The organism is Chryseobacterium luteum (assembly GCF_000737785.1).
Classification (GTDB): Bacteria; Bacteroidota; Bacteroidia; order Flavobacteriales; family Weeksellaceae; genus Chryseobacterium; species Chryseobacterium luteum.
Genome location: NZ_JPRO01000001.1, coordinates 127,973 through 144,660, shown reverse-complemented (window position 1 = coordinate 144,660; position 16,688 = coordinate 127,973). Strand labels below are relative to the sequence as shown.

Here is a 16,688-nt window from a genome sequence, read left to right as displayed (position 1 = left end):
AAACAAAACTAACCCTTGATCACGTCAAAACTTGACGTATAAAAAATAATTAAACGTATCGTCAAACAACTTGTTAAAAGATACTTAAAATAAGTTGAGCGAAGATTTTGTATATTTGTGTGAAATTTATTTTATGACAAATTCTAGAGCTAGAGAAACAACGGAAGCAATCGAAAGATTGTATATTTCTATGAGACACCTCTTTTACAGAGGTTTTTTTAAACCTGCCGGTGTTTCTGGAGAAAGTATCAGAAGTTTGTTAAAGACGATCAATCCGGAGATTTATGGAACCATGAATATTCCTAACAAAATGGAGCTGGATGGTTTGATGTACGTTTTAGACAGACTTCCGGAAGGAATTGAAGAATGTGCTTTTATTCATCTTACATCGGATGAAGGTTTTGATAAAGGAAGTTTCGAACCCATTGTACCTAAAAAGAGAAGAAGAAACTGTTACCGGATAGATGAACACCAGATGAATATTGAAGTTCTTTTGGGCCGTTCTGAAATTTATGATATTCTTACCCACTTAACATTTTTATTTATAGAAGCGGATAAAGTGAGAAACCTGGCTTTCATTCAGGATGAAAACTGGAAACCGACGCGTGCTTTTAAAATTATCGAAGAAGTAGTAAAAGGGGAGAAGAAATTCAGCAGAAAAGAAAAAGAGGTTGCTCTTATTCATTTGTCTTCTTTAATAGGAAGAACTTTTGAAGAAACCCTTAACGCTTACAATGCTTTCGGGGACGATGATAATCCTGACCGTTTATTTAAAATCATCTACAACTTAGGAAAAGTAAGTCTGGAAGATGCAAAACAGACGAGAGAAAGAGAAATTCATTTCAGTGCTATATTAAAGGAAAGAGTAGGGCATCACTATTTTGGTGAAAAATGGGCCAACAAAGTGAAAGAAGTTTTATTTGAAAACGACCTTCACATGCGTCCACTGCACATTATTTCTGCCAATATGCACTCCGTGAAAAATATGCTGTATGGAAATGATGCTTTAAAGAAAAAAGACAATAAAGAAGTAGACTATAAGCTTTACGGTGATATTTCTGATAAAAAAGAACTTCGCGACAAAGTTTCCAAATATGCTTTGGAGGAAGGGTTGATCTATATTAATGATAAGAGCGGAAGTAATATAGATGTTCAGATCATTGATTTAAGCAAAACAAATCTTAAAAATACTCCGTTCAACGGTATAAAATACAGCGGAGACGATGTGATCATGGTTTTCGACTATGCTTTCGGAGAGCAGGCCTTTGAGGTAATGGATGAACTACTGAGACCTTTCGAACACACAGGAGAGGTTTATATGATGAAAGTGAAATCCGTTTCCATCATGGGTAAAGCAGGAATTCTTGCCGGAGGAAAAGGAGATATCATGATTCCTACTGCCCATATTTTTGAAGGGACAGCAGATAACTATCCTTTTGAAAATGCCTTAAAACTGGATGACTTTAAAGATGATGAATTAAAGGCATTTGAAGGCCCGATGATTACCGTTTTAGGAACTTCGCTTCAAAACAGGGATATTCTTTCTTACTTCATGAACACTTCATGGAAAGCAATCGGTCTTGAAATGGAAGGAGCGCATTACCAGAAAGCCATTCAGGTAGCTTCTAAAATCAGGCATCATATTGCCCCGGATCTGTTTGTATGTTATGCGTATTATGCTTCAGATAATCCATTGGAAACAGGAAGTACACTTTCTTCAGGAGGCTTGGGTCTTACAGGAGTGAAGCCTACCTATCTGATCACTTTAAGAATCCTTGAAAAGATTTTAAGCAGCGGAAAAAAAGAAATTCCGGCTAAAAAATAATTTGATTTTAAATCATATGGAAACCTCAGGTGTATTTTACATTTGAGGTTTTTTGTTTTGAAACACGAATACCATATTTTCACAAATACCACGAATTGGTTAGTGTTTAAAATTGTGCTTTTATTTATGCATTTGTGGTTCAATAAATCTGCAGCATCCGCCAATCGACCGTGGTAAAAAATAATTATCTTTAGAAACATAAATTAACACAATGAGCTCAGCTTCACAATTAGCCAAAAGATTCAGAGAAGTCCTGCTTGACGGGCTTTGGATTGCCAATACCAATTTTAAAGATCAACTTAAAGACGTCACCTGGGAACAGGCAGTCACAAAAGTTGGCCCTTTAAACACAATCGCTATGCTTACCTATCACATCGATTATTACATCGCGGGATTGGTCAATGTTTTTGAAGGCGGCGATTTGGAAATAAGAGATAAGTACAGCTTCGACCTCCCGCCAATTGAGTCTCAGGAACAGTGGGAGGCGCTTTTAAATAAACTCTGGAAGGATTCTGAAAAATTGGCATCATTATTAGAACAACTGCCCGATCCTAAAATGGATGAAGTTTTTGTTGATGAAAAATACGGAACTTACAGAAGGAATATCGACGGAATGATCGAACATGCCTATTACCACTTGGGACAGGTTACTTTGATCAAAAAACTTCTGGCCAATTAATAATTTAAAATAAATGATGAAAATATATTTTCTCTTCATATTACTGCTGCCTTGTTACTGCTTTTCCCAGTTCAAAATTCCAAAGGGCTTTTCGGAGTTTAAAGAAAGCCCGTCTAACGGAAAAGAAATGAAAAGAATTGTTGCAGATTTTGATAAGGATAAAAAAGAGGATATCATAACTGTAATTTATCAATCCGATTACGAATTACATGCTGCCAAAAAGTTTTTAATCATCTATCTTTCTTCAAAGAAGAAGACCTTCTATATTGATTTTGATGTATTTAATGGTGTTTTTGTTATCCCGTTAAAATATAAAAATGATGTCCTTGAATTTCTTGTTTATCAGGAAGGAACCGGCGTTTACGGACATGGCTTAAAATTAAGATTTAATCAGAAAGTGAAAGATATTCAACTGATTGGTTATGAATATAGTTACAGAACTCCCGGTGGACACTGTAATAAAACATATAATTTGCTGACAGGAGATTATACGGTAAATAATGATTTCTACAGTATGAAAACTAATAGAGCCGAATTCGAAAGTTTCAAAGGAAATAAAAAAACAGCAAAAAGTATTTTTATTAAAGATTTCTCAAGCGATTTGTTTGCGGATCTAAGCTCAATAGGAGAAAAATACGAAAGAGAATAAAGATATCCTGCAAAATCTGAGAGGAAACTTAACAATCAGAATCAGAATCAATCTAAAAAATCGTAGAGCCTGTAAAATAGTTCCCTATTTGAGGCTTTTACATAAATTACCTACCTTTAAAAAAAATAAATTATAAATGAAAAAATCGGTTGCAATCCTGTTTGCATTTATCATTTCTCAATTTCATGCACAGCAGGGAGCTTATTACCAGCAGAGTGCAAAATATAAGATGGATATTGATGTTAATGCGGAAAAATTTACTTATCAGGGAAATCAGACTTTAGAATACACCAACAACTCGCCGGACGAACTCAATGTCGTGTATTTTCATCTTTACTGGAATGCCTTCAAACCCAATTCCATGATGGATCAGAGAGTGGCAGGGCAAGGTAAAAACGGAGACTCAAGATTGCAAAAAGACGGTATTTCAAGATTAGCTTCCATTCCTAAAAATGAGGAAGGAGCACAAAATATTCACTGGCTTAAACAAAACGGGAAAGATCTGAAATTTGAAATTCAGGAAACCATTATGAAAGTCTATCTTGCGGAGCCTGTTCAGCCTAATTCTACAACCACCTTTACAATGGAATGGGATGCGGTGATTCCTCAGCAGATCAGAAGAAGCGGAAGAAACAACAGGGAAGGGGTTGATATGACCATGACCCAATGGTATCCGAAAATGGCAGAGTACGATTATGATGGCTGGGCTACATTTGACTATATCGGAAGAGAATTTCATGCGCCATTCTCGGATTTTGATGTTACAATCAGGATCAACAAAGATTATGTAATCGGGGCTGGCGGTGTTCTTGAAAATCCGGCAGAAGTTAAAGGCTATGACACCAATGCAAAAATCAAAGCCGAAAAAGATAAGAAAGCAACATGGAGATGGACCGCGAAAAACATATTGGATTTCGCATGGAGTGCCGACAGAAACTATGTTGTAAAAAGTTTTGATGTTCCGGAAGGGCCCAAAGTGTTTTTAGTTTACCAGCAGAATGACAAAACAAAAGTTTGGGAAGAAGCCCAGTCTTATGTTACCAGATATTTCCAGCTGATGAACAGCCATTTCGGGAAATATGTATATCCTGCCTATGCATTTATCCAGGGTGGCGATGGCGGTATGGAATACGGAATGTGTACCATGATCCTGGGTGAAGCCAAAGATATTAAAGGATTAATGGGCTTAATGGCTCATGAAGGCGCCCACTCATGGTATCAGCAGATGCTGGCAACCAATGAATCGGTACGTCCGTGGATGGATGAAGGATTTACAAGCTACGCAGAAGGCTATGTGATGTATCAGCTGTTTCCGGAAGAGCTCCCGAATCCCTTTGCCAATACGGTGAATGCTTACAGGAATTTCATTAAAAAAGGAATTGAAGAACCGGCTGTATGGCTGGGTGATCACCACGATAACGGAACGGCTTATACCTATGCTTCCTATGTAAAAGGTGAATTATACCTTGTTCAGCTAGGCTACATCATGGGTGAGCAAAAGCTTGCCGAAACCTTAAAGCAATATTATGACCAGTGGCACATGAAACACCCGTCTGACAGGGATTGTCTTCATATTGCGCAGAAAGTTTCAGGGATGGACCTGAAATGGTTCCATAACTACTGGATCAACACAACAAAAACCATTGATTACGGAATTAAAGACGTAAAATACGAAGCAAAATCCACAACCATTACTTTAGTCAATAACGGGCAGGTTCCTATGCCTGTTGATTTCAGTGTGCTGACAAACGATAAAAAGATCGTTACTTATCAGATTCCTTTAAATATGACCCATACATGGAAGGAGAAAGATATTTACGGTGATTTTAAGACCATGCCTTACTGGCCCTGGACCCAGAAAGAATATACGCTCACCATCCCTTATACAAAAAACCAGCTATCCGTTTTAGGAATAGATTTCAGCCAGAGAATCGCAGATGTCAATATGGATGATAATATAGTGGAAGTAAAGCAATAGATCATATAAAAATAAAAAAGATAATCCCGCAGAAAAATCTCTGTGGGATTTTTATTTGCATTGAAGTTCCTTTTGAAATATTCACCATTCGCTTGTGAAGTAAAATTCACGATTGACTATATGACTATTTTATCCCAAACTGCAGGACCATCCAGTGATTAGGATGATTCTTGACAAGATCATTTTTTAAAACCTCATCTTTCGTGTTGAGATAGCTGTATACTTTTAAAGGAACGGAATCCGGATATTCTTTTAATCCCTGATCTACAGCGGCTTTAGCTTCTTCCTTCTTTCTGCTCCCGTCCAGAGCTTCGGCTTTATAGATGTAGATAATAGCGGGTACTTTTCCGTAAATATCGCGGGTTTCGTTCTCCAGCAGCTTCATAGCTTCTATCTGAAATTCCGTGTCGGGTGTTTTTCCAGCCACGGAAGTCCGGCTGAGATGCTGCTGATACATTAGGAAAAGAAGCAGGATATGAAGATTTTTCGTCTCAGGATTGGAGGCCGTTTTCTCAATTCTCTGAATAGTTTCCGGGGTCATTTCATCATTTTCCGACTGCAGGTTTTTAGTATAAAATTCATCCAAAATATCATAAACAACCCTGTCGTTCCGGTCGATTTTTGATTCCTGCTTTATTTTCAGGAATATATCTTTTACCTGTTTTCCGGTCTGGGCAAAAGTATTGAGGCTAATGCAAAGGAATAAAGCTAAGATTAATTTTTTCATGGAAGCAGGATAAAATATTTTCAGTTTTAAAGATAATTAAATGTTTCCAATCTTCTAAATCCAGGCTCAGGTTTCTATTACAGAGATAAAATAATCTGCCGGTAGATGCTTATAATCAGCACTTTAATACCTGTCATCGGAACAGTAATAAATATAGGATTATGAATTGCCTTAAATAATATAGATATTGCTTATTTTTGGGGATAAAGCTTTATTTTTACACCTGTTTTTTAACCCAGATTAGCTTAAAAAATAAATGAATTCAATCGTAATCAACGTAGGGAACAGCAACATCAGATTCGGACTTTTCAATGGAGACAACTGTGATATTTCATGGGTGATCAATACAAAACCATACAGAACGGTAGATGAACTGTATGTACAGATCCTCATGCTTTATCAGACCTATAAAGTAGAACCGGAGGATATCAGCAAAGTCATCATAGGGTCTGTAGTACCGCAGCTTACGAAGGTCATCAGTTCAGCGATCAAAAAGATCCACGGCATCCAGCCTGTGATTGTGGACAGGTCTACGCCTTCAGGGGTTCAGGCAAAATCCAAACAGATGGGAACTGATATTTATGCCAATCTTGTGGCCGCCCATAATCTCTATCCAAACCGCAAGAAAATCGTCATTGATTTTGGAACGGCTCTTACGGCAAGCTGTGTCACGGAAACCGGGGAAACATTGGGAGTGATCATTGCACCCGGCATTGTAACCTCTTTAAATTCATTGATCAGCCAGACTGCGCAGCTTCCTGATATTGAACTGAAAAAACCTAAATCCGTACTGGGCCTGGACACGGTAACCTGCATGCAGAGCGGTATGGTATATGGATTTCTGGGAATGGTAGAAGGTTTTATAGACCGCATCAATGATGAGGTGAATGATGACTGTTTCGTGGTGGCAACGGGTGGCGTTTCTCATGTTTATAAACCTCTGACAGACAAAATCCATGTGATGGACAGGCTGCATACGCTGAAAGGACTTTATTTTTTAGGAAAAGATGTATAGGGATAAGTTTACAATAAGCTAAAAACATATGAGAGAATTAAAAAAATTCCCCGGAATAGAAACAGAAAGACTGATCCTCTCGCAGCTGAAAGAGGAAGATGTTCCTTTTGTGACCGAATATCTTCAGAATAAAATTTTCTCAGACCTCACGTCCAATATTCCTTATCCTTATACCAAAGAACATGCAGAACTCTGGGTGAGAATGTCCCGGGAGTCCTTTGAAAGCAATACAGGTTATACCTTTGCAGTTCGTAACAAGGAAGGACGGATTATAGGAGCTATTGGACTTCACGACAGGGAAGATGACAAAGCCGAGCTTGGCTACTGGATGGGGAAGCCTTTCTGGAATAAGGGGTATATCACCGAAGCTGCTGTAGCACTCATTGATTTTGGATTCCGGGAGCTGAAGTTCAATAAAATCTACGCGACTTATTTTCTACACAATCCGGCTTCCGGAAGAATCATGGAAAAAATCGGAATGCAAAAAGAAGCACTGTTAAAACAACATCTCAAAAAAGAGGGTGAATACTTTGATATCATGATGTATTCTGTTTTTAAAAGCAGGTGATGATTTAACCTTTCATGGAAACGGATATCCAAATTCAAAATACTTCCATGAAAACAACCTGTACATTTTTAGCTTTACTCATAAGCGTTTCCATTTTTTCACAAACGAAACTGATCGCTTTCAAAAGCCATAGCGGCCATTCGGAAAACTTTAATACAGCCGTTTCAGAACATCTTTTTGACACGAATTTTTCAAATCTCGGAATTGTTCCGCAAAAATATGTAAGAGATGCCAGGCTGGATTCTGTGATCATTCTTAATGATGAAGAAAGTGTTCTGGTAACAAGCTCTGCAAAGAAACGAGTACCGGCCGGAGTAAAACGCTTCTGGGAGCCGGGAAGAGAGACTGTACGTAATCATGGGCTTTTTTCAAAGAAGAATATTGACAGTGTAAAAACAGTTCTGAAAAGAGACTATAATTTCGTCAATGACATGGACAGTGTCATTTTTGTAGAGTATGATCAAGAAAATAAATCTTATAAAGAAATTAAACCCACCGAAAAACCAAAGAAAGAAAAACCGGAAAAAATGCCAAGAGGACTTCTGCTGGGTATATTGATGCTTTCAGGTGCTTCAGGATTTTACGGATGGAAAAGAAATAAGAGGAATAATGAGAAATAGATTTCTGCTGGCTTCAGGAATCTTCTTTCTGCTTTTTATGCTGTTTTTTCCGCTAGATTTTTTGGGAAATTTTCAGGAAAAGATGTCACTTTTTTTATTTGGTGATCTTTCAGAATGGATTTCAAAAAATATTTTTAAAACAGATCAGGCAAGAATAGATTTCTCTTCTGACAGTCTTTCTATGCTCGTTTTGATAATAATTCTTCTGGCTGTATCCATTTTAACTGTAATAGCATTAGGAAAGAAATTCTGGCGGCAGGTTCTCTTTTTCTCTAAGGAAGCAGTGATGGTATATCTGGCTGTGGTCCTGATGAAATATGGTTTTGATAAGATTTTTAAAGCCCAGTTCTATCTTCCCGAACCTAATATCCTGTATTCCCGTTTTGGAAATCTGGACAAAGACATCCTGTTTTGGAGTACAATGGGAACTTCCCGTTTTTATTCAATATCCGCCGGTATTCTGGAGCTTTTAGCTGCCTGGATGATCCTTTTTCATAAGACGAGGACTTTAGGACTACTGCTTTCTATTGGAATTTTAACCCATATTCTTTTAATCAATCTGGGATTTGATATTTCTGTTAAGTTCTTTTCTCTGATCCTTTTATGTATGGCTGTTTTTACATTGAAAGATGAATGGATTCCGCTGTACCGGATTTTAATTTTAAAACAGACCATAAAATTAGAGGAAAAAGCAAAAGCAGATGTAAAGTTTCTTCCTTTCCGGGTCTTTTTTAAAACTGCTTTTGTAGGGATTTCGCTGGCGGTTATACTTTTTCCGTATGTCAGCTCTGGGAATTATAATGATGACCTTGCCAATCGACCTTTCCTTCACGGAGCCTTTAAAAATACGGATGGAAACTCAGAGATTCAGTATGTTTTCTTTCACCGGAACAGCTATATGATATTGATGGATAAAGATGAGAAGATGACAGATTTCCATTACAGTTCAGGTTTAAAGAATCAACTTATTCTGGAAGATTACCATGGAAGAAAGACTGATGTCCGTTTTTTATATCAGAAAAAAGACAGTCTTCTTACCCTCAGTTTTGGAAAGTATATGATAACGGGCAAAGAATTGAACTGGAAAAAGATGAACGCATTGCGTCCTCTTTTCCATACTACAATAGAAGGCTCAAAATGAAATTATCTTTTGCTTTTGAAAAATTCTTTAACGATCGTTGAACATTCATGTTCCATCACTCCGGTTACCATTTCAGTTTTTGGGTGTAAGGAAAGGTGTTTGTTGATAAAGCCCCTCTGCTCATCTCTGGCTCCAATTACAACTTTGGAGATCTGTGACCAGGCTAAGGCGCCGGAACACATCACACATGGTTCCAGGGTGACATAGAGGGTGCAGTTGATCAGGTATTTTCCTCCCAGAAAATTGGCAGCGGAAGTGATGGCCTGCATTTCTGCGTGGGCAGTCACATCGTTTAAGGTTTCCATGAGGTTATGGGCTCTTGCAATGATTCGGTTGTTGGAAACGATGATGCATCCGATGGGAACCTCATCTTTTTCCAGTGCGGCTTCTGCTTCCTGCAGGGCCATTTTCATGTAATATTCGTCGGTAAACATTTTAGTCTTCGATAGTTAAGGTTAAAGGAAGTCTGAGCTGATGTCTTACCGGATTTCCATTGATAACTGCAGGAGAAAATTTCCCCGAAACTGAATACAGTGCAATTTCGGCCTGCCTGTTGAAGGTAAAATTATCTCCCTGTGCGTGTACGTTACTGATACTGCCATCTTTTTCAACAATAAAAGCCACGTGTGTTTTTACTGTTTTTGCTTCAGTGTAAACGCCTCCGGTATAAAAAAGACTGGCAACTTCCTGTCTCAATGTATTAAATCCGCCAGGATAATCAGCAGATTTTTCAAAAACCAATGATTTCTCAGCGCTGTTTTCGAATATGCTTTCGGGACTCTTCAGGGACTGTAGATCTTCTATATTTCTTACTTTTAGCAAAGCTCCTATCATAGCTACATTTTCAATGCTGTCCATCTTTTTCATGAAAAGCCTAAAATCAAGCTTTATATTGGCTTTTTTGAAAGAATCCGGCTCTGCATCAAATTTCTTTTTAAACTCTGTATTCAGCATGCTCCGGTGCTGGTTGTAATAGTTTTTCACCTGCCGGAATTCTTCTTTCTGCTGCGAAAAGCAAAAAGAGAAAATAAGACAGAATAAGAAAAGGAATAAAGCTTTCAAAAGAGTATATTTATGTAAATATAATTAAAAAATATGAGCTTTTTATTCTTTGATATCAGCTTTCAAAATAGCGGTTCAGGGACTCCTGTAGATGCGTTCGGATGTCATCAACTAAACATTTCGGTTCCAGAACCGTGACTTCTTTGCCATAGGAAAGAATTTCCTGCATAAAATCATAAGTAGGGTGGAGGAAGAATTCAAAATAGATCTCTTCCGGTGTTTCTTTGGTCTCTTTCTGGGACTGGTGCAGCGGAAAACTTCTGATGTATTCTCCCTGATGCCTGCTGCATTTCATAATGATCTTCTGAGGGTTTTGTTCTGCAAGATTCATGACACCGAATGCATTTTTGAAATGTTCTCTGAAATTGTAACTGTACTTTTCACGGAATTTATTGTCGCTTACATCCAGATAGTTGACTCTATCTAATCCGAATGATTTTAAGGTTTTATCTTTAGTGTCAATTGCGATGAGGTACCATCTGTCTTTGGATTCTTTTAAAGCCAGTGGATGTACTTTCCGTGAAGTCATGACTTTATTTTTGTAGTTATAATGTTCAAAACTAACCACTCTTTTATTACGGATCGCAAAGAAAAGATCATAAAAATGTTCTATTCCTGTAGGTTTCCTGCTTTCAAAAAAGATAAAATCTGAAAAGTCCGGATGAAGATTCAGGGCGTTGCTTACCTGGAAGGATTCCAGTAGTTTTTGATTGTACTCATCCACTTCCATGATCGGCCGGCTCTCAATATAATACCTGTTATCACCTTTCTTTTTATTATGAATAGAGAGGTTAAAAAGATCGGAAATTTCACGGATATCCCTTTGCAGGGTACGGATAGAATAGCTCTTGATCCCTGCATCCTGAAATTCGAAAGAGTTTAAAAGATAGTCCTCCAGCTGGGAGTAGGTGGCGGGAGAGCTTTCCAGTCTTTTTATAATTAAGGCATATCTTGTCAGATAAAAATCTTTTTTCATTCGTCTGTATTTTTTATGGCAGCACTGCTGCGTTTCATGGTAAATTTTTATAAGACAAATATATATGCTTAATGCGACAAAACGTGTCGTGTTTTATTTTTTTGTGGGAAGTTTTAGCAGAAAAATAGTAAGCCACAGAAATGCTGTGGCTTACTGATTATTGGTCAAAATATTCTATTCCTTTTCTATCTACCCAGCCTTTTTTGCCATCTGGAGTTTCAAATCTGGCGAAAGCACAGATATAGGGTTCTAATTTTTTATATTTTGGTTCTGTGCCTATGTTTGGATAGAATGTAGATAAGCCGTTTTTTTCCAGATAGAAATAATTTTGGTGAGAGACAATTTTTTGATATTCAAAAGGAATAATTATTTTTTGCTCTTTAAAATCCCAAACTCCATATTTACTCTTTAACTTTGAAATAATATAGGATATTTTTAATGGGATAAATAGCGTTTCTTCACTATATCCATACTCTATAATTTTTTCATTTGATTTATTTTTTCTTTTTAAAGCATATTCAATTTCTAAACTTTTTTTATTATTTAAAAACTTGGGATTTTGGCCATAAATAGGATATTTAATATTTAAGAGTTCATCTTCCGGTTCAACAAAAATATGATGTGATTTTTCCTGAATTTTATTTTTTTCAATTGTATAGGTTTGAGATCCACTGTTACCACTTTCTTTATAGGATTTATCTGATTCTTTTTGTAGGATTAATTGAGAATGGTCATTCAGTAATCCATTTTGCGTATAAGTTAACAAGGCCCCATTCTTTAAAATAATTTGTAAAATATCCGGATTCTCAGAGTAATGATAATTAAGAATTTCTTGATCTTTATATAGAATGGATAGGTTTTGATCATAAATATTTGTCTCATCAGATTTGTGCGTTATAATCAAAATATGAGTAGATATCCGATTATAAATGGCAGGAAGTAAGATGTTATTTTGATCTTTTAGTCCAAATTTACCATTTTCTTCAAATTTTGTTGGAAACTCTTGCGCTCTAAAAAAGTTTACTAAAAATATAAGTGAGAAAATAATATACTTCATGGTAAATTTTTATAAGACAAATATATATGCTTAATGCAATAAAACGTGTCGTGTTTTATTTTTTTGTGGGAAGCTTTAACAGAAAAATAATAAGAGGCTTGTCTCAAAATCTTTGGTTTTCCTACTATTTTCAAATTGATTAATTTGCTGTGTGTTAAGTAAATCAAAATCTTCTTTTTCAAATATATTTCTAATATAATAAACCGAAGATTTTATTTTTTTAAAGAGTTTTTTAATTGCTGGAGATTATTTTCCCGTCTTTATATATAATAGTTTTTCCATCCTCATTCCAGATACCATCTTTTATATTATGTTGATAATTAAAAAACCATATGTAATACCAGAATAATCCATGATATTATCTGCTGTTCCTTGTTTGAAAGTTATTTATTTAGATAATATTAAAAAGCTGCAATGATTAGTTGCAGCTTTGGTGTTAATTTTTCTTTTGATTTGGAAGAATATCTTTTTTTAACATATCGAGTATCACATTCTCTTTTTCCTCTGACCAGTCAAAATTTTGATACTCTTCATCGGTAAGATTATATCTATTCCAACCATCATCTGGAAAAGCAATATATTTTTTAAATTGTCCAGCTTTCTTAAATAATAAAATAATTTTTGGATATTTTAATTGTATGCAATCACAACCAATTGTACTTCTTTCACCTATACGGTATAAGTCATATGTTTTATGATAATTAAATAAAATATCTGAAAGTTTTATTTTTTCATCTTCAGTTAGTATTCTTACTGAGTTATGATATTTTTCTTGTAAGTAATTTCTAGGTTCTTCTATATCCTTTATGAATGTGGGTTTTGCAATATAAATAGAATCATATTCATTAAAAGGATAAATATTCATTCTGACTTTTGAAGAAATTGAAAACATTTTCAAATATTTTGGAGTTCCTAACATAAATGAAGGAGTAGCAGAATTATTGTTTTTTTTATCCAATAGTTCTTTTGTAAATGTTTTACATTTTTTCTTACAAACACTAACTCTTACAGAATCTAAAACTATTTTATTCTGAGAATAACATAGCTGTATTGCTGTAAATAATATTATATTAATTATTTTAAGGTAAGGTTTCATTCTTTATTTACTATTGTTATCTCTGGATTATCTTTCAATATTTGTTTCATTAAAAGATTCTGCTGCCCATTAACAAGAATTTCAAACTTATTTTCTTCCCACTACAAGTACTTTTTCTTTTTGAAAGAAAGCCCTAAACAATAAAATTATTTTAGTATTTCCATACTTGTTGCAGTAGCAAATATTATTTCTTCAAATTCATTTTTATTATTGTTACTAAGGCTTTTAATTGTATCATACTCTTTTTTTCCACTTACACCTGAAAAACTAACAATTGTAATTTTATTGTTTTTTTTATCTAAAAAATAGACAAACCCACTTCCTTTAGAGTAATTAAATAGAATATTTGATAGTCTTTCTTTTTCTAATGGAGAAACTACTCTAACAACTTGATTATGAAATTTTGTATCCAAATAATTTTGAGGCTTATCTATATTATTGGTCAAAATATTCTATTCCTTTTCTATCCACCCATCCTTTTTTGCCATCTGGAGTTTCAAATCTGGCGAAATATTCTATGTAGGGTTCTAACTTTTTATATTTGGTTTTTTTTCCAATATTAGGAAAGAAAGTGTAAAGATCGTTTCTTTTTAAAATTAGATTTTGATCAAAAACCTGTATATCTTCGTAATGAGCAGGTAGCTCAAACTTTTTTGTTTTTAAATTCCATATTCCAAATTTTTTATTTTTTTCAACAAGAACCTGATACTGATTAAATATACAACTCATGTAGGCAATTAGATAGCACTTATAATCTTTAGGAAAAGAAATACTGGTATCGTTTGTTAATAAAAATTTTATAAAGTTTGAATTTTCTGGTGATATGATCTTATGTGATTCAATATCTTTGTTTTTGATTTTCTTTGTATCGAGGAGACTAAAACTGATTTGAAAGGGGGATTTTATTTCATATGTTTCAACAGCATTATAACTTAATTCCTCATCCAATAACGGTGTTCTTGTAAAATTACTTTTGATTTCATCAGGATTCAATTTGTTTCCAACTGAATCAATAAAATATGTATTCCCGGATAAATCAATTATTTGAACATTATTAAAAAAGAAATTATCTAAAAATTGGACAGTATGCAGATCATGATATAATTGATTGCCGCTTTTATCATATAAATCACAATGGTTGCGTAAATATCCAATATAGAAATTGTCTTTTATAGTTATAGAGTCATATTTTGCAGGGATAATCAATTTCTTATCTTTTGATACACCATATTTTTTTTCACTTGATAAAAATTCAATTTTTGAATTTTGTGCTAAAAGAAAATTTGTAATTAATAAAAAAAAAAGTAATGTTCTCATGATTGCTTAACTTCTTTAAAATGTTTATTTTGTATTCCAAAGTTAATTATTTTTTGCCATTGCCACTGATAAAATGATTTATATTCAAAACTTGTATTGAATGATCCGCTGGATTTCTGTCGGTAATCCATAAAGTTTTCTTCCGTTTCTGAAATTCTAACTCTTTCAGTTGTTAACTGTTTTTCCATTACTTTAATTTCCTCAACAAGTGCTTCAATTTCTTTCTGAATTTTTTCAATAGGATTTTCAACAGGAAGAGGTAATGTTTTTTCTTCAATTTTTATGATGTCATTCATTTCAGTATAGTCTATTTTTACTCCCAGGTTATAATTAGTATATGTCCCTGTAAAATATGCTATAAAATAATTTTCAAAATATTCCTGGCTAATATTGCTGATTTTGGCATTAACAACTGTATTAATATCTCTATAAACGCGGTCAATACCGATATAGTTTTTTAAATCTAGAGCATAAGACAAGATTTTCTTTTCCAAATCTTTTTTCTTTTCCTTTTTTTTATTTAATTGCTCTTTGCTTGAAGTTATATTTTTTTCTAGCTGTGATGGAAAAGTATGTTCTAGACTTAAGGAATGCCCAAGTTCATGAACAATAAGCCCTGTACTCGCTTTATCATTTAGAGCATTATTAAAAATATGGCATGTTGCAGACCCAAGTTTGGAAAATGCTTGGGCAATACCTGCTATTTCATCTTCGGTATCATCTATTTTTAATGTACCTTCTATATCTTTTGTATAGAATAAATGCAATTTATCTTTTTTGTTCAGAAAAATATCACCTGTATAATTTTTCTTAATGGACTCATATTCTTTAAATGCAGTTTGGACTTCCGCTTTTTTCCAAATTGATGTTGCTGTTTGATTTGAAAAAAACTCTTTTGCTTTTTGTAAATTAACTTCTTCATCATATTTAAAACCGAGTTTAAAATGTGACAATATTTTTTGAATGCATAGCATTAGTTTTTCTTTTGTTTTCTGCCTTTTCTCATTTTCGGGATCTACAAGTCTGCAGTATCTTTTTTCAATTAAACTATTATATTGTTCCTTATCAATAATATAATATCCATTTTTGGCGGAAGGGAGGGATTTTTTTTCGTCACTTGTTATTGTTCGCGAAACAATTATTTTTTTTTCTATGAAATCATTTAATGAAAAAATTACAGTATGAGTTTCTGAAGCTAATGTGCCATGCAAATAAGCTTGATTAAAAGATTTAGTATTGAAAAAATTTAAAAAGTCTTCTTTTATAAAAGCATCATGTGTTTTGCTTGAAGACATTTCAGAATTGGAAATAGTGCCAAATTTTATAAGAACAGGTTGTATTTCTGCTTCATATATTTTAGAATTGGCTTTCACAATTACTCTACCTACCGTTTCATTATTGTATTTTGCAACAATACTGATGTCATTTTCAAAAGCTGCTGTACAATTAATGCTTATATTAAAATGTTTTTTATTTTTATCTTTTTTATCTTCTTCAGGTTTTTCTTTGGTAATTGTTATTGCAGATGATGCTTTGCTAAACGTATTAGTATTCTTATTCCATTCCGTACATTCGTATTCTAAAAGTTCTTCTGCACCTGGATTTTTTTCTGCTTTGACATACAGCATAATTTTAGTTTTAGGCCAGATACTTACATAAGGACAAATATATTCTTCATATTTTTCATCATTTATTTTTTCTAAAGAGTTACCTTCTATATTGTAATAATGAATAAAGCCTTTTTTCGGGCAGCTTTTTTTATTGTATAAATCAAAACCAAATTCTCCTTTATAAAGATTATCTTGAATGCCAAGTTTATCTTCGCTATGTGTTTTGGAGCGATAAAATTTTATTTTTCCTTCAATTACATATTTTTCATATTTTTTTCTGCTATTGGTTTTGTAGACATCAATATCAGCCACACCAATACCCGCCAGATTTCTAATATCTATATTTTTCATTTTTTTGAGATTAAAAT

Annotated in this window: 17 protein-coding genes; 8 read left to right on the top strand and 9 right to left on the bottom strand. The window is 34.1% G+C overall.

Annotated features, from left to right (window positions below; genetic code table 11):
• The first annotated feature begins 133 nt into the window (after positions 1-133).
• The 4 genes from IX38_RS00585 to IX38_RS00570 all read left to right on the top strand — a co-directional run bounded on the left by IX38_RS00585 (position 134) and on the right by IX38_RS00570 (position 5,131).
• The gene (locus IX38_RS00585; protein ID WP_034700880.1) at positions 134-1,825 is read left to right on the top strand and encodes a DUF6909 family protein; all 1,692 of its coding nucleotides are present in this window, start codon (positions 134-136) and stop codon (positions 1,823-1,825) included.
• A gap of 211 nt (positions 1,826-2,036) precedes the next feature.
• On the top strand, positions 2,037-2,504 hold the full coding sequence (locus tag IX38_RS00580) for a DinB family protein (RefSeq protein WP_034700878.1): 468 nt from the start codon (positions 2,037-2,039) through the stop codon (positions 2,502-2,504).
• 13 nt (positions 2,505-2,517) lie between these two features.
• The gene (locus IX38_RS00575) at positions 2,518-3,153 is read left to right on the top strand and encodes a hypothetical protein (protein ID WP_034700876.1); all 636 of its coding nucleotides are present in this window, start codon (positions 2,518-2,520) and stop codon (positions 3,151-3,153) included.
• Positions 3,154-3,289: 136 nt separating this feature from the next.
• Positions 3,290-5,131 carry a M1 family metallopeptidase gene (locus IX38_RS00570; RefSeq protein WP_034700874.1) on the top strand — a complete coding sequence of 614 codons (1,842 nt, stop codon included), beginning with the start codon at positions 3,290-3,292 and terminating at the stop codon, positions 5,129-5,131.
• 124 nt (positions 5,132-5,255) lie between these two features.
• On the opposite strand, the gene IX38_RS00565 is transcribed toward IX38_RS00570, so the two are convergent.
• The gene (locus IX38_RS00565) at positions 5,256-5,858 is read right to left on the bottom strand and encodes a hypothetical protein (protein WP_034700872.1); all 603 of its coding nucleotides are present in this window, start codon (positions 5,856-5,858) and stop codon (positions 5,256-5,258) included.
• 256 nt (positions 5,859-6,114) lie between these two features.
• On the opposite strand from IX38_RS00565, the gene IX38_RS00560 reads away from it, so the two are divergent.
• Genes IX38_RS00560 through IX38_RS00545 form a run of 4 tightly spaced genes read left to right on the top strand, consistent with a single transcriptional unit; the run spans position 6,115 to position 9,202 of the window.
• On the top strand, positions 6,115-6,873 hold the full coding sequence (locus IX38_RS00560) for a type III pantothenate kinase (protein WP_034700870.1): 759 nt from the start codon (positions 6,115-6,117) through the stop codon (positions 6,871-6,873).
• Positions 6,874-6,901: 28 nt separating this feature from the next.
• Entirely contained in the window at positions 6,902-7,441 is a 540-nt protein-coding gene (locus tag IX38_RS00555; RefSeq protein ID WP_034700868.1) for a GNAT family N-acetyltransferase, read from the top strand.
• Between the two features lie 47 nt (positions 7,442-7,488).
• Entirely contained in the window at positions 7,489-8,061 is a 573-nt protein-coding gene (locus IX38_RS00550; RefSeq protein ID WP_131368624.1) for a hypothetical protein, read from the top strand.
• The gene (locus IX38_RS00545) at positions 8,051-9,202 is read left to right on the top strand and encodes a hypothetical protein (protein ID WP_034700864.1); all 1,152 of its coding nucleotides are present in this window, start codon (positions 8,051-8,053) and stop codon (positions 9,200-9,202) included. The genes IX38_RS00550 and IX38_RS00545 overlap by 11 nt, the downstream gene beginning before the upstream one ends.
• A gap of 2 nt (positions 9,203-9,204) precedes the next feature.
• On the opposite strand, the gene IX38_RS00540 is transcribed toward IX38_RS00545, so the two are convergent.
• From IX38_RS00540 to IX38_RS00505, 8 genes are all read right to left on the bottom strand, one after another.
• The gene (locus tag IX38_RS00540) at positions 9,205-9,636 is read right to left on the bottom strand and encodes a nucleoside deaminase (protein ID WP_034700863.1); all 432 of its coding nucleotides are present in this window, start codon (positions 9,634-9,636) and stop codon (positions 9,205-9,207) included.
• Position 9,637: 1 nt separating this feature from the next.
• Entirely contained in the window at positions 9,638-10,264 is a 627-nt protein-coding gene (locus tag IX38_RS00535) for an energy transducer TonB (protein WP_228377888.1), read from the bottom strand.
• A gap of 55 nt (positions 10,265-10,319) precedes the next feature.
• Positions 10,320-11,240 (bottom strand): helix-turn-helix transcriptional regulator, encoded by a 921-nt coding sequence (locus IX38_RS00530; protein WP_034700860.1) that lies wholly within the window; start codon positions 11,238-11,240, stop codon positions 10,320-10,322.
• A 157-nt stretch (positions 11,241-11,397) separates the two neighbouring features.
• Positions 11,398-12,297: a hypothetical protein gene (locus tag IX38_RS00525; protein ID WP_034700858.1), complete on the bottom strand. Its 900-nt coding sequence runs from the start codon at positions 12,295-12,297 to the stop codon at positions 11,398-11,400.
• 436 nt (positions 12,298-12,733) lie between these two features.
• Complete coding sequence (locus IX38_RS00520) at positions 12,734-13,393, bottom strand: hypothetical protein (RefSeq protein ID WP_034700856.1); 660 nt, start codon at positions 13,391-13,393, stop codon at positions 12,734-12,736.
• Between the two features lie 146 nt (positions 13,394-13,539).
• Positions 13,540-13,839 (bottom strand): hypothetical protein, encoded by a 300-nt coding sequence (locus IX38_RS00515; RefSeq protein WP_165570681.1) that lies wholly within the window; start codon positions 13,837-13,839, stop codon positions 13,540-13,542.
• A complete protein-coding gene (locus IX38_RS00510; protein WP_034700853.1) occupies positions 13,829-14,710 on the bottom strand; it encodes a hypothetical protein in 882 nt (293 codons plus the stop codon). Before IX38_RS00510 ends, IX38_RS00515 begins: the two co-directional genes overlap by 11 nt.
• Positions 14,707-16,671, bottom strand: coding sequence for a hypothetical protein (locus tag IX38_RS00505; protein WP_034700851.1), 1,965 nt, complete (start codon positions 16,669-16,671; stop codon positions 14,707-14,709). Before IX38_RS00505 ends, IX38_RS00510 begins: the two co-directional genes overlap by 4 nt.
• Positions 16,672-16,688 lie beyond the last annotated feature (17 nt).